Below are 12,753 nucleotides of genomic sequence, written 5' to 3'. Positions count from 1 at the left end.
AGGGTGAAGTCTTCGGGCTGCAAAGACGATTGCAGCAACGGAGATGAGTGTGGCCGCTCGGGATGATATCCGCGATTTGGGAAAGCGTGTCGGGCAGTCGATCATCGGCCAGGACACGATGGTCGAGCGGCTGTTGCTGGGGTTGCTTGCCAATGGCCACCTCCTGGTCGAGGGGCTGCCGGGACTGGCGAAGACCCGGGCTATCAAGAGTCTGGCGAAGAACCTCGATTCCGAGCTGTCGCGCGTGCAGTTCACCCCGGATCTGCTGCCGGCCGACATCACCGGCTCAGAGGTCTATTTCTCCGAAGGCGGCAAGGGCGAATTCAAATTCCAGCAGGGACCGATCTTTGCCAATCTGATCCTCGCCGACGAGATCAACCGCGCGCCTGCCAAGGTGCAGTCGGCGCTTCTCGAAGCCATGGAGGAACGGCAGGTAACGGTCGGCGGCAAGAGCTATCCGCTGCCGCCGCTGTTTATGGTGATGGCGACACAGAACCCGATCGAGCAGGAAGGCACCTATCCCCTGCCCGAAGCCCAGCTCGACCGCTTCCTCATGCATGTCGAGGTCGGCTACCCCGACGAGGCATCGGAAGGCGCCATCATGCGCCTCAACCGCGACGAGGAAAATGCGGCCCAGGGCGGCAAGGCGCACAGCCAGCCACCCGAGCGGCTCGATCCGCAGGCGGTCTTCGATGCGCGCAAGGAGATCGGTGCGGTCACCGTTTCCGACCCGGTCCAGAAATATATCGTCTCGCTGGTCGTCGCCACGCGCTATCCTGATCGCTACGACAAGGATCTGGCGAAGCTTTTGCAGGTCGGTGTCAGTCCTCGCGGCGTCATCGGTCTCGATAAGGTGTCACGCGCCTATGCCTGGCTCAAAGGGCGCGATTACGTCACGCCTGACGACGTCAAGGCGATCGTCAACGATGTCTTCCGCCATAGGCTGATTCTTTCCTACGAGGCCCATGCCTCCAACACCACCGCCGACCAGGTGATCGGGCGGATCGCCGAACTGGTTGCCGTCTCATGAGCGGGCCGCCCGGCAGCGGCGGCGTCCATGTGACGACGCAGGATCTCGTGGCGCTCGAGGGCCGCGCCCGGGATATTGCCTTCCTGCAACGGGCGCGCAGCCACCAGCAGCTCGCCGGCCGGATGCAATCGGCCATGCGCGGGCGCGGGCTCACCTTCGAGGAGCTGCGGGAATACTTGCCCGGCGACGACGTCCGCTCGATCGACTGGCGGGTGACCGCCAGAACCATGCGGCCGGTCGTGCGGGTCTATAGCGAGGAGAAGGAACGGCCGGCGATCGTCATTGCCGACCAGCGCATCAACATGTTCTTCGGCAGCCGCCGCGCCATGAAATCCGTCACCGCGGCGGAAGCGGCGATCCTTGCCGCCTGGCGCATTTTGGGATCCGGCGATCGCGTCGGCGGCTTCGTCTTCAACGACGAGGAGATCGGCGAGGTCAAGCCGCATCGCAGCCGCAACGCCGTGATCGCGCTCGCCTCGAAGATCGCCGCCATGAACGGCAGTCTGCAGGCAAGCTACACAGGGGCACCGTCGCCAGGCGCCCTCGACCGGGTGCTGGAGAAAGTGGCGGGCATCGCCCACCACGATTTCCTGATCGTCGTCGCCAGCGATTTCGACGGCCATGGCGAGACGACGCGCGAGCTTCTGCTGCAGCTTTCGAGCGCCAACGATGTCATCTGCCTGCTGATCTATGACCCCTTCCTGCTGGATCTGCCGAAGGCCGGCGGCATCGTCGTCAGCGGCGGATCGCTGCAGGCCGAACTCTCCTTCCGGCAGGCGGGCGTGCGCCAGTCGATCGACAAGTTCGCAAGGGACCGTGGCCGCGAACTGCGCGACTGGCAGCGCCAGCTCGGATTGCCGATGCTGCCGATCTCCACTGCCGAAGAAACGGCGCCGCAACTGCGCAGCCTGCTCGAACAATCCGCCTGGCGGCAGCGGAGGCGCTGATGGAGCAGCAGCCGAAGCTCGATCCGCTGACGGAAACGGCGCTGCGCTCGCTCAAGGACATCGCGCTGCCGCCGCCGGTCTCCATCATGCCGCAGACCTGGGGATGGCTGCTGGTGGCAGTGCTTCTCGCCGCCGCAGCGCTCACCTGGGCCGTGGTCGCCTATCGGAGATGGCAGCGCAATGCCTATCGGCGCGAGGCGCTGAAGCGTCTCGACGACATCGAGACGGCGATCGGCAATCCGCAAGGACAGGCCGAGGCCGCCGAGGCGCTCTGTGAGCTCGTCAAACGCACGGCGCTTTCCGCCTGGCCCCGCGCGCAGGTCGCGGGACTGTCCGGCGCCGAATGGGCAAAATTCGTCGCGGCCCATGGGGATGGCGCCGGCGAACGTCTGAAAGTCCTCTTCGACGATCTCGAATACCGGCAGCAGACGCCGCTGGACGCCGATGCTGCAGGCGATCTCGTCCTCGATACGCGGCGTTGGATCGAGGAGCATCATGTATCAGCTTGATCTCCCCTGGATGCTGCTCCTGATCCCGATGCCGCTGCTCGTCTGGTGGCTGTTGCCGCCGCACCGCGAGACCTCGGCCTCGATCCGGCTTCCCTTCTTCGATCAGGTGACCAAGGCAGCCGGCATCGAGCCGACCGAGGGCTCGGTGGTACCACGACGCTCCTGGCTGCAGACCGGCGTCGACGTGCTCGCCTGGCTGCTGCTTGTGGTCGCACTCAGCCGCCCGCAATATGTCGAGCCGCCGCTGGAGAAGACCGAACCGCAGCGCGACATTCTCCTCGCCCTCGACCTGTCGCAATCGATGGATACCCGCGACTTCGCTTCGCCGGACGGTGCGGCGAATGCGAGGGTCGATGCGGTCCGCGCCGTGGTTGGCGATTTCATCGCCAAGCGGCCGGGCGACCGCCTCGGCCTGATCGCCTTTGGCGATGCGCCCTACCCGCTGGCGCCCTTCACCATGGACCATGCGCTTGTCCGGACGCTGGTTGATGGCCTGCTACCTGGCATTGCCGGGCCGCGCACCGCGCTTGGAGATTCGCTCGGCCTGGCGATCCGCATGTTCGAGAAAACCGACGTGCCGGAGAAGGTGCTGATCCTGCTGACTGACGGCAACGACACCGCCAGCAAGATGCCGCCACTAAAGGCGGCCGAGATCGCCAAAACCAAAGCGATCGTCATCCACGCGGTCGGCATCGGCGATCCTGCGGCCACGGGCGAGGACAAGCTCGACACCGCTTCCCTGCAGAAGATCGCCACCACCACCGGCGGCCGCTATTTCTTCGGCGCCGACCAGAGCCAGTTGCAGGGGATCTACGACGAGCTGGACCGGATAACGCCGGAAGATCAGAGGCAGCTCTCCTGGCGTCCGCGCATCGAGCTGTTCTACTGGCCGCTTGGCGCATCGGTGCTGCTCGTCTGTGTCTGGTACGGGGCGAGCGGGCTTGCGGGCGTCATGCGCCGGAGGTCACCTGCATGATCTCGGATTTCCATTTCCTGCGCCCGTTCTGGCTGCTCGCCCTTCTCGCTCCGCCGGCAATGCTGTGGATGGCGGCCCGCTCCAGCGATCTGCGCAATCGGTGGAGGGGCATGATTGCGCCGCACCTGCTGGACAGCCTGATCGTCGAGCCGGCAAGAACGCGCGGCTATTCTCCCGCCTGGATCATGGCGATCATCATCGCGCTCGCGGCTCTCGGTGCCGCCGGGCCGACGTGGAAACGCGAAGCTCCGCCCTTCGTCTCGGACACCGCCTCGCTGGTGATCGCGGTCGATCTGTCGCAGACGATGGATGCGATCGACGTTACGCCGAGCCGGATCGAGCGTGCGAAGCTGAAGATCCACGATATCCTGGCCGGTCGGAACGGCGCGCGCACGGCGGTCGTCGCCTATGCCGGCAGTGCGCATCTCGTCGTCCCGCTCACCGACGATATCGACCTGATCGAGACCTACACCGATGCGCTCGCCACCCGCATCATGCCGAAGCCCGGGAAGGACGCCGTGGCCGCCATCACGCTCGCCGATGGGTTGATGCAACGCGACGGCGCGGCGGGCACCATCGTGCTGCTGACCGATGGCATCGAGCCCGGGGCCGCGGCTTCGCTGAAGGCCATTGGGAGCAGCATCGCCGTGCTCGGCATCGGCACGCCGGAGGGCGGGATCATCAAGCCACCGGGCGGCGGCCTGGCTTCCGGTAGCGGCGGCGCGCGTCTCAACAGCAAGCTGGATGCGGCAGCGCTCAAACAGTTCGGCAGCGATACCGGCGCCGATGTGGCGACGGTCACCGGCGACGACGCCGATATCCGCTGGCTGGCGCAGCGGATCCGCACGAATTTCTCCGAGCAGACTGCAGACCAGGGCGATCGCTGGCTCGATCTCGGCTGGTGGCTGATCATTCCGGCCGCGCTGTTATCGGCCTTCTCCTTCCGCCGCGGCTGGCTGGTGAAGCTTGCCACGATGCTGCTCTCGATCCGTCTCCTCCTGCCCGTACCGGCCGTTGCCGGTGCGCTTGAGGACATGTGGCTGACGCCGGACCAGCAGGGGCGGGTGGCCTTCGAGAAGGAACACTATGTGGAGGCTGCCCAGCACTTCCACGATCCGATGTGGAAGGGCGCGGCCCTCTACAAGGCGGCGCAATATCAAGACGCGCTCGACGCCTTCGCATCGGTGGAGAGCCCGGAGAGCTGGTACAATCAGGGCAACGCGCTCCTGCATCTCGGCGACTTTGCCGAAGCGATCGCCGCTTACGGCAAGGCTCTGGAGCAGCGTAAGGATTGGCCGGACGCGGCGGCGAACCTTTCGGTCGCCCAGCGTCTCCTGAAACAGGAGGAGGATAAAGAGCGGGAACAGGAGCAGGACCCCAACCAGAAGCCCGACAGCATGCAGTTCGACGACAAGGGCAAGAAGGGCAAGGCGGGCGAAGTCGCCGCGGCCGAACAGACATCCGAAATGTGGATGAAGAATATTCAGGTCAGCCCGGCGGATCTGCTGGCGCGGAAGTTTTCCCTCGAAGAGGAGAAGGCGGGACAATGATCCGAGCAATGGTAATATTCGCTCTGCTGATGCCATGCGCTGCCTTGGCCGCCGGCCCGTTCGCACAGGTCAGCGTCGAGGATGGCGGCAAGATCGTGCCCGGCCAGCAGGTGCGGATCGATGTCGATGTCTTCGTCCCCGACTTCTTCACCTCGCCGCCGCAATTTCCGCTCTTCGACATGCCGAATGCCTTGGTGACACTCTCCGAAGGCCGTTCCGAGAATGTCCGCCGGACCCTCGACGGCGTCGATTACTCCGGCATTCGAAAGACCTATGCCATTGTTCCGCAGGTCTCGGACACCTTCACGACGCCGCCGATCGAGATCGCATTCGGATATTCGGTCAATGGTGCTCCAGCCAAGGGCAAGGTCGAAGCACCCTCCATATCCTTCACGGTCGTGCCGTCTTCCGGGGAAAACCCGATCGCCTTCGCCGCGATCAACCTGGTGATGGAGCAGTCCTTCGATCGAAACCCGCAATCCCTGAAAGCGGGAGACGCCCTGGTCCGGACGATCACCCTCTCCGCCGGCGAAACGCAGGCAATGCTGATGCCGCCGGTCAGTGCGGGAACCGCCGATGGGCTGCACCAGTACCAGAAGCCGCCGAAGATCGACGATGGCATCGCCACTGGGCGCGACACCGTCAGCCGCCGGACCGAGACCTATGTCTACACGGCAGACAAGGAGGGATCATTCCGCATCCCGGCAATATCCTATCCATGGTTCGATGTCGCATCGCACGAAGCGAAGATTGCGTCACTGCCGGCAATTCCGGTGACAGTTGCCGCCGCGCAGACCGGAACAGCGATAAAACCGGTTCTCGACGACGCCCCACGGCGATCGCCGCATGCCATCCGGCAGATGCTGTCACTGGTGATCGCCGGGCTGCTCGCCATCGCCGCGTTCGTCTGGATTGTCCGCCGGACTTTGCCGCTATTTGCTGCAGAGATCAGAAACGCCAGACAGCGCCACCTGACTTCCTACGGCAATCGCCTGAAGCAAGTGCGCGCGGTCATCCACTCCGGAACCGAGGCGGAAATCTATGCCGCCCTTCAATCGTGGAGTTGTAGTCTCGGCCATCGGACGCTCGCCGATTGGAGCGCGAATGGACCTGCGAGCCTGAAAACCCAGATCGGCAATCTCTCGCAACGGCTCTTCCATTCGGGCGGGGCGGAGATCGACAGGCGGCAACTCGCTGTCGATGCCGGCTTCCGGCAATCGGCCGAGATCGTCAGGGCCTCACCGCTCGCGGCGCTCAATCCGCATGGGCCTGGAGGCCGCGTAACGTAACGCCCATTTACAGTAACGTACTTCTCCGCGCCCCGCTCTTGCGCAACACTGCCCCCATCAAACCTGGGAGGCGGTCATGGCATTGGCATTCGAGGACAGTCAGTCCTCCCAAACCGATCCAGGAGGCATGCTCTGGATCCCTGGACGAACCTTCACGATGGGATCGGATGATCACTATCCGGAGGAGGCTCCCGCCCATCCCGTCCGGGTCGATGGCTTCTGGATCGACGAGATCCCGGTCACCAACCGCCGATTCATGGAATTTGTCACGGCCACCGGCCACGTCACCATGGCCGAGAAGACCCCGTTGGCTGAGGACTATCCCGGAGCGCAGCCGGAAATGCTGCGCGCCGGCTCGTTGCTCTTCGTCCAGCCGAAAGGCGTCAATGGACCCGATATCCGCCAATGGTGGACGTTCAAGTTCGGCGCTACCTGGCGCAGGCCGCTCGGCGGCATCAGCGATCTCCGCGGCAAACTCGATCACCCGGTCGTCCACGTTGCCTGGTCCGATGCCAAGGCCTATGCCGATTGGGCGGGGCTGGATCTGCCGACCGAGGCCGAGTGGGAACTCGCCGCGCAGGGCGGCCTCGACGGCGCCGAATTCGCCTGGGGCAGCGAGCTGACGCCGGATGGCAGGCTGATGGCCAATACCTGGCAGGGCGTCTTCCCCACGAAGACAACGAAGCCGAAAGGCCACGAGCGGACGTCGGCCGTCCGCTCCTTCCCGCCGAACGGCTACGGTCTCTACGACATGATCGGCAATGTCTGGGAATGGACGAGCGATTACTGGACGACGCGCCACCCGGAACCGGCGCAGAAATCCTGCTGCATCCCGAGCAATCCGCGCGGCGGCGCAGCCGATCAAAGCTACGATGCGAACCAACCCAAGATCCGCATCGCACGCCGCGTGCTGAAAGGCGGATCGCATCTCTGCGCTCCCAATTACTGCCGCCGCTACCGCCCCGCGGCCCGCCATGCGGAACCGGAAGACACCTCGACAAGCCATGTCGGCTTCCGCTGCATCAAGAGAGCCGCCAGCTGATCGGCCTCCGCGATCAGCGCCGATAACTCACCATCATCGATCTTGACCGTTTCCAACGCGGCCAGGACATGCATAAGCGACTGCTTTTGCTCTATAAACTCAGGAAGTTTGGCCGCTCGACGCGGCATTTACGCTGCCATTTACCGTAACGTACTTCCGCAACTGGCAAGTTTGCGAGAGGACTTTCGGCGCATATTCACCACTGGGGAGTATCATCGATGAAGGACTATGAAACCGGACCGGCGGCGGACGGCAAGACATCTGTCAGCCGTCGAGACCTTCTTCTCGCGGGAAGCTCGCTTGCCATTGGCGCGCTTGCCGTCGGCGCAACTGCCGAGCATACGAGCGCGCAGACGCAGCAGCCACAATCGACCGGCAGCGGATCCGCCAAGCCGCCGAACATCCTCGTCATCTTCGGTGACGATATCGGCATCCCGCAGATCAGCGCCTACACGATGGGCCTGATGGGATATCGCACGCCGAATATCGACCGCATCGCCAAAGAGGGTGCAATCTTCACCGATAGCTACGGCCAGCAGAGCTGCACCGCCGGCCGCGCCTCGTTTATCCTCGGGCAGGAGCCGTTCCGCACCGGCCTGCTGACGATCGGCATGCCGGGCGATCCACACGGCATTCAGGACTGGATGCCGACCATCGCCGACGTCGTGAAGACCAAGGGCTATGCCACCGGCCAGTTCGGCAAGAACCATCTTGGCGACCAGGACCAGCACCTGCCCACCAACCACGGCTTCGACGAGTTCTTCGGCAATCTTTACCATCTCAATGCCGAGGAAGAGCCGGAAGGCTATTTCTATCCGAAGGACCCGGCCTTCCGCCGCCAGTTCGGACCGCGCGGCGTGATCCACTCACGGGCGGATGGCAAGATCGAGGATACCGGTGCGCTGAACACCAAGCGCATGGAAACGATCGACGAGGAATTTCTGGCCGCGGCCAAGGATTTCATCGACCGCCAGGCAAAGGCCGACAAGCCGTTCTTCTGCTGGTTCAATTCGTCACGCATGCATGTCTTCACCCATCTCAAGGCAGAATCCATGGGCAAGACCGGCAAGGGTATCCATGCCGACGGCATGGTTGAGCATGACGGTCACGTCGGCCAGCTTCTCGACCAGCTGGATGCGCTTGGCATCACCGAGAACACCATCGTACTCTACACGACAGACAATGGGGCCGAACTGGCGCTCTGGCCGGATGGCGCGCAAACGATGTTCCACGGCGAAAAGGGCACCACCTGGGAAGGCGGCTTCCGCATCCCGATGATGGTCCGCTGGCCGGGCGCCGTCAAACCGGGCACCGAGGTCAACGACATCGTCACGCTGATGGACTGGCTGCCGACATTCGCAGGCGCTGCCGGTATTGATGACGTCAAGGAACAGATGAAGGCGGGCTTCCAGTCGGGAACCAAGACCTTCAAGGTGCACCTCGACGGCTACGATCTCGGCCCGATGCTGAAAGGCGAGATCCCGGCAGGGCCGCGCGATTCCGTGTATTATTTCGACCAGGGCGGCAACCTGAACGCCATACGCTGGAACGACTGGAAACTGGCTTTCGCAATCGCCAGCCACGGCAATATCGCAACGGCCACCCGCGAAGTCCCAAGCTGGGCCATGATCTCCAACCTGCGGATGGATCCTTATGAACGCGGCATGGAAGACGGCGGCGGCGCCATCGAATTCCTTGCCCGCAACATGTGGCTGCTGGTTCCGATCCAGGGCAAGATCAAGGACTTCTTCTCCGACTTCGACAAGTATCCCTACCAGGAAGGCAGCTCGCTGAACGCCAGCGGCATCAACTACGGCATGTTGAGGCAACAAGCGGCGCTCAAGCGGCTGAACGAGCTGGAGCGCCTCGCGCCACAGTAATCCTCTCGGACGGGGAGGCCGTGGCGGCCTCCCCGTGCAGCCGCGCTTACGGGTGGCGGGCGGTCTTTTCGGGTTCGCGTCTGGACTGGAAAGCCATCGCATTCTGGGTTCGCGGCATCGACATGCGCCCACCAATTGGCGGCTGTTCTCGGCGCCCGAGCTGCCCATCCTCCAGATCAGGCGTCAGCATCGCCGTCTTCACCGGATGTTCCGTGTGTGGTGGCCGGCCTTGTCCTGCAACGGCGGATCGGTTGCACAGATAAAGACGAATATCGGCGCCTATCCCTTCGGCGTCCTCGGCAACCGCACACGGAACATCGATCGCCTCGCCAAGGAAGAAGCGCGCCTGCCATCGAGCTCGCCTCACAAGCCTCCGGCGGCATTTACAGCCGCGTTAACGTAAGCACCCGCGGCGTTTACCGTAAAGTACTTCCGCACCGCCTTTCGCTGCGCAATTCTGCGTGCGAACTTCAGGCATCAGGGCTGCCACCTGCTGGCAGATCCCGTCTGCGGCTTCGTCCATAGTCCCGATGGGAGAATATCCATGCAGAAGGCCTTTCGTGACATCGACACTATTCTCGTTTCGATCCTCTCCGCATTGGTGCTGCTGGCGATCGGCATCGTGCCGACGCTGGCGCAGGAACCGCTGCCGTCGTGGAACGACACGCAGGCCAAGACCCGCATCATGGAGTTCGTCAAGGCAACGGTCACTGAAGGCGGCCCCGACTTTGTTGCGCAGCAAGACAGGATTGCCGTCTTCGACAATGACGGCACACTTTGGTCCGAACAGCCCTATTACACCCAGCTTGGTTTCGTTCTCGACCGTGTGAAGACACTGGCGCCGCAGCATCCGGAATGGAAGACCAAGGAACCGTTCAAGAGCGTTCTGGGCGACGATCTCACGGGCGTCGCCAAGGGTGGGGAGCGCGGGATGGTCGAGCTTGCCATGGCCACCCATGCCGGCATGACGACCGACGAGTTCAACGATATCGTCGCCAAGTGGTTCACCGAGGCGAAGCATCCGAAAACCGGGAAGCCCTATACCGAAATGACCTATCTGCCGATGCGCGAGCTTCTCGACTATTTGCGCGCCAACGGCTTCGTGACCTATATCGTCTCGGGCGGCGGCGTCGAGTTCATGCGCCCGGTGACGGAAACTCTCTACGGCATCCCCCCCGAGCAGGTGGTTGGAAGCACCATTCTTACCGAATATGCGATCGTCGGCGATCTTCCCGTCCTCAAGCGCCTGCCGAAGATCAACTTCATCGATGACGGCCCCGGCAAGCCGGTCGGCATCAACGAGTTCATCGGCCGTAAGCCGATCTTCGCCGCCGGGAATTCGGATGGTGATTATGAGATGATGCGCTGGACGACGGTCGCCAAGAAGAGCTTTGCCATGCTGGTCCACCATACCGATGCCGGCCGCGAATATGCCTATGACCGGCAATCGGCCTTTGGCAAGCTCGACAAGGCGCTTGAGGAAGCCAACCGCCGCAACTGGCTGGTCGTCGACATGAAGGCTGACTGGAAGAAGATCTTCTCGTTCGAATGAGGCGGACGCGGCGTTCTGCCTCCTCAGAAGTGGACGACGGCGCCGAGGATCGGGCCGTGCTCGACGATATCGTTGGTCAGGGTATCATTGCTGTAGTTCACGCCGAGGGCGCGATAGCCGATGAAGGCCGAGATCGTGTCGTTCCATTTGTAGCCGACGCCGCCCACATCCCAGTCGAGGTCGGCGCCCCCGGCACCGATCAGCCCCCAACCCGTCAGATAGACGGTCGGTGTCAGCGAATAGACGCCGCGCAGACCGGCCATCGCATCCACCCAGGTAGCGTCATCTCTCGCCGAAGAGCCGCCGAGCGGTCCGCCGCTCAGTGAGATCGTGGTCTCGACCGACCAGACCTTCAGGCCGCCGATGACATCGAGCTGCCCTTCTCATCCTCGAGCACGGTATAGCCGACGCCGAGCATAAGGTGCGTTCGAAATCCGGATCCTTGCGGCGGATATCGGCCAGCCGCTGCAAGGCCTCCGGCGAGCTCAACTGCCCGAGAGCCGCCGTTCGCAACCACGAGACCATGAAATCCGTGCAATTGATCTGCTCTCGCCGTGCCAGAACCGGCGATCCCGCTATTTCAGTGTCAGTGGTGTAGGAGGTATTTATGGAACCAGCCGTGCCTTTATTGACAAGATCTTCGGCTGCCGACGCCGCAGCGCTTATGGCCGCAGTGGAAGCACGCCTCCCCGATCTGGGCATGGGTATCGCGCTGGACACCGGCTCCAAGTAGCCAGTTCCTTTGACCCATTTCCCAACGCTTGGAAATGTGCCGCCAGTGAATCAATTGCGGCCAGCGGCGATCAGGGCGTGCGCGGCATCGCGGAGCAGACCCGTCGCCTCGCCGGGTTCGAAGACCTGCATGCTGACAAAGGCGCCGTTGATCAGCACCGCAAGTTGCCCGGCAAGCCTGTCGGGTGCAGCAACCGCCAGTCTCCCGGCGATGGTCTTCAAGCGCCGCCGCATTTCACGCATATGGGCTTCGGCGACTTTGCGGGCGGGGTGGCCGGCTTCCGGAAACTCGGCCGCCGTGTTGATCTGTGGGCAGCCCCGGTAATTGTCCCGCCCTACCCGTTCGCCGATCCACTCGAAATGGGCGTCGAGTTCAGCCCCGGCGTCATCCGCGTGCTGTTCGGTTACCCGGTCCCAGGTGCTCCAGAAGTCCAGGTCCTCGCGCTTGAGAAAAGCCGCGATCAAATCGTCCTTTGTGCCGAAATGGCGGTAAAGACTGGTTTTGGCGACACCGGATTTTTCGACCACCAGATCGACGCCGACGGCGCGGACGCCGCGCCGGTAGAAGAGCTCCGATGCCGTCTCGAGAATTCTGTCCCGCACCTCGTTCACGGCAGGGGCGTTGGCTGTGCTTTTCGTCATTCGCTTATCTCCAATTCAGTCACACTAGAGCGGTTTGCGACTTGGTTGAATCGGGATTCCGCTTTTGTCGCAAATCAGATTTGATTGAATGAGCGATGGAGGCTTGTTCGATGGGTCGTGCTTATTCGATGGATTTGCGTGAACTGGCGATGCGGCGTGTGGCGCAAGGCGAGACATGTCATGCGGTTGCCACCGCGCTGAATGTCGCGCCGTCGAGCGTGATCAAGTGGGCGCAGCGCCAACGCCGTACCGGCAGTGTTGAGCCGGGCAAGATGGGCGGTCATCGACGGGCGTTGATCTGCGGGGAGCATCGCGTCTGGGTCTTGTCGATGATCGATGGGTCGGAGCATGTGACGCTTGAGTGGCTGGCGCGGGGATTGCAGGATCGCGGCCTCAAAGTCCATCCAGCCAATATCTGCCGCTTTCTCCATCGTGAAGGCAAAAGCTTCAAAAAAAACCGTGCTGCCGGCCGAGCAGAACAGGCCGAAGCTGGCCCGTCAACGTGAACGGTGGAAGCGCCATCAGGGCGAGATCAATCCTGATCGCCTCGTGTTCATTGATGAAACCTGGGTGAAGACGAATATGGCTCCGCTCAGGGGCTGGG

The 12,753-nt window shown here is 63.0% G+C and carries 12 protein-coding genes and 1 pseudogene; 11 read left to right on the top strand and 2 right to left on the bottom strand.

What is annotated here, in order from left to right; genetic code table 11:
* The first annotated feature begins 49 nt into the window (after nt 1-49).
* The 10 genes from BBJ66_RS22595 to BBJ66_RS22550 all read left to right on the top strand — a co-directional run bounded on the left by BBJ66_RS22595 (nt 50) and on the right by BBJ66_RS22550 (nt 10,775).
* Nucleotides 50-1,030, top strand: a complete 981-nt coding sequence (locus BBJ66_RS22595) for an AAA family ATPase (protein ID WP_049731450.1) — start codon at nt 50-52, stop codon at nt 1,028-1,030.
* A complete protein-coding gene (locus tag BBJ66_RS22590; protein ID WP_071089926.1) occupies nt 1,027-1,977 on the top strand; it encodes a DUF58 domain-containing protein in 951 nt (316 codons plus the stop codon). The genes BBJ66_RS22595 and BBJ66_RS22590 overlap by 4 nt, the downstream gene beginning before the upstream one ends.
* Entirely contained in the window at nt 1,977-2,486 is a 510-nt protein-coding gene (locus BBJ66_RS22585) for a DUF4381 domain-containing protein (protein WP_049731452.1), read from the top strand. Before BBJ66_RS22590 ends, BBJ66_RS22585 begins: the two co-directional genes overlap by 1 nt.
* Nucleotides 2,473-3,462, top strand: a complete 990-nt coding sequence (locus BBJ66_RS22580) for a vWA domain-containing protein (protein WP_071089924.1) — start codon at nt 2,473-2,475, stop codon at nt 3,460-3,462. Before BBJ66_RS22585 ends, BBJ66_RS22580 begins: the two co-directional genes overlap by 14 nt.
* Nucleotides 3,459-5,012 carry a VWA domain-containing protein gene (locus tag BBJ66_RS22575; protein ID WP_071089921.1) on the top strand — a complete coding sequence of 518 codons (1,554 nt, stop codon included), beginning with the start codon at nt 3,459-3,461 and terminating at the stop codon, nt 5,010-5,012. Before BBJ66_RS22580 ends, BBJ66_RS22575 begins: the two co-directional genes overlap by 4 nt.
* Before the next feature lie 8 nt (nt 5,013-5,020).
* Nucleotides 5,021-6,301, top strand: coding sequence for a BatD family protein (locus BBJ66_RS22570; RefSeq protein WP_161492683.1), 1,281 nt, complete (start codon nt 5,021-5,023; stop codon nt 6,299-6,301).
* A 76-nt stretch (nt 6,302-6,377) separates the two neighbouring features.
* Nucleotides 6,378-7,343 carry a formylglycine-generating enzyme family protein gene (locus BBJ66_RS22565; protein ID WP_071089915.1) on the top strand — a complete coding sequence of 322 codons (966 nt, stop codon included), beginning with the start codon at nt 6,378-6,380 and terminating at the stop codon, nt 7,341-7,343.
* A 218-nt stretch (nt 7,344-7,561) separates the two neighbouring features.
* Nucleotides 7,562-9,223: an arylsulfatase gene (locus BBJ66_RS22560; RefSeq protein WP_071089912.1), complete on the top strand. Its 1,662-nt coding sequence runs from the start codon at nt 7,562-7,564 to the stop codon at nt 9,221-9,223.
* A 34-nt stretch (nt 9,224-9,257) separates the two neighbouring features.
* The gene (locus tag BBJ66_RS22555; RefSeq protein WP_128146188.1) at nt 9,258-9,626 is read left to right on the top strand and encodes a hypothetical protein; all 369 of its coding nucleotides are present in this window, start codon (nt 9,258-9,260) and stop codon (nt 9,624-9,626) included.
* Between the two features lie 141 nt (nt 9,627-9,767).
* Nucleotides 9,768-10,775: an HAD family hydrolase gene (locus BBJ66_RS22550; protein ID WP_049731459.1), complete on the top strand. Its 1,008-nt coding sequence runs from the start codon at nt 9,768-9,770 to the stop codon at nt 10,773-10,775.
* A gap of 23 nt (nt 10,776-10,798) precedes the next feature.
* Here the strand turns inward: BBJ66_RS22550 and BBJ66_RS22545 are convergent.
* Both BBJ66_RS22545 and BBJ66_RS22540 read right to left on the bottom strand, forming a co-directional pair.
* A pseudogene (locus BBJ66_RS22545) lies at nt 10,799-11,193 on the bottom strand (hypothetical protein); the annotation flags it as partial.
* Between the two features lie 365 nt (nt 11,194-11,558).
* Nucleotides 11,559-12,149: a TetR/AcrR family transcriptional regulator gene (locus tag BBJ66_RS22540; RefSeq protein WP_071089906.1), complete on the bottom strand. Its 591-nt coding sequence runs from the start codon at nt 12,147-12,149 to the stop codon at nt 11,559-11,561.
* Nucleotides 12,150-12,259: 110 nt separating this feature from the next.
* Between BBJ66_RS22540 and BBJ66_RS22535 the strand changes: the two genes are divergently transcribed.
* A complete protein-coding gene (locus BBJ66_RS22535) occupies nt 12,260-12,655 on the top strand; it encodes a helix-turn-helix domain-containing protein (protein WP_071085984.1) in 396 nt (131 codons plus the stop codon).
* Nucleotides 12,656-12,753: the final 98 nt, after the last annotated feature.

The organism is Rhizobium sp. RSm-3, from assembly GCF_001854685.1.
GTDB lineage: Bacteria > Pseudomonadota > Alphaproteobacteria > Rhizobiales > Rhizobiaceae > Rhizobium > Rhizobium ecuadorense.
The sequence above is the reverse complement of the archived record's forward strand: the minus strand, read 5'-3'. Positions and strand labels throughout refer to the sequence as shown.

What these genes read in the sequence shown, in the direction of transcription:
- BBJ66_RS22590 (WP_071089926.1), top strand. Translation starts at nt 1,027, where the DNA reads ATGAGCGGGCCGCCCGGCAGCGGCGGCGTCCATGTGACGACGCAGGAT.
- BBJ66_RS22585 (WP_049731452.1), top strand. Translation starts at nt 1,977, where the DNA reads ATGGAGCAGCAGCCGAAGCTCGATCCGCTGACGGAAACGGCGCTGCGC.
- BBJ66_RS22580 (WP_071089924.1), top strand. Translation starts at nt 2,473, where the DNA reads ATGTATCAGCTTGATCTCCCCTGGATGCTGCTCCTGATCCCGATGCCG.
- BBJ66_RS22575 (WP_071089921.1), top strand. Translation starts at nt 3,459, where the DNA reads ATGATCTCGGATTTCCATTTCCTGCGCCCGTTCTGGCTGCTCGCCCTT.
- BBJ66_RS22570 (WP_161492683.1), top strand. Translation starts at nt 5,021, where the DNA reads ATGGTAATATTCGCTCTGCTGATGCCATGCGCTGCCTTGGCCGCCGGC.
- BBJ66_RS22565 (WP_071089915.1), top strand. Translation starts at nt 6,378, where the DNA reads ATGGCATTGGCATTCGAGGACAGTCAGTCCTCCCAAACCGATCCAGGA.
- BBJ66_RS22560 (WP_071089912.1), top strand. Translation starts at nt 7,562, where the DNA reads ATGAAGGACTATGAAACCGGACCGGCGGCGGACGGCAAGACATCTGTC.
- BBJ66_RS22550 (WP_049731459.1), top strand. Translation starts at nt 9,768, where the DNA reads ATGCAGAAGGCCTTTCGTGACATCGACACTATTCTCGTTTCGATCCTC.
- BBJ66_RS22540 (WP_071089906.1), bottom strand. Translation starts at nt 12,149, where the DNA reads ATGACGAAAAGCACAGCCAACGCCCCTGCCGTGAACGAGGTGCGGGAC.
- BBJ66_RS22535 (WP_071085984.1), top strand. Translation starts at nt 12,260, where the DNA reads ATGGGTCGTGCTTATTCGATGGATTTGCGTGAACTGGCGATGCGGCGT.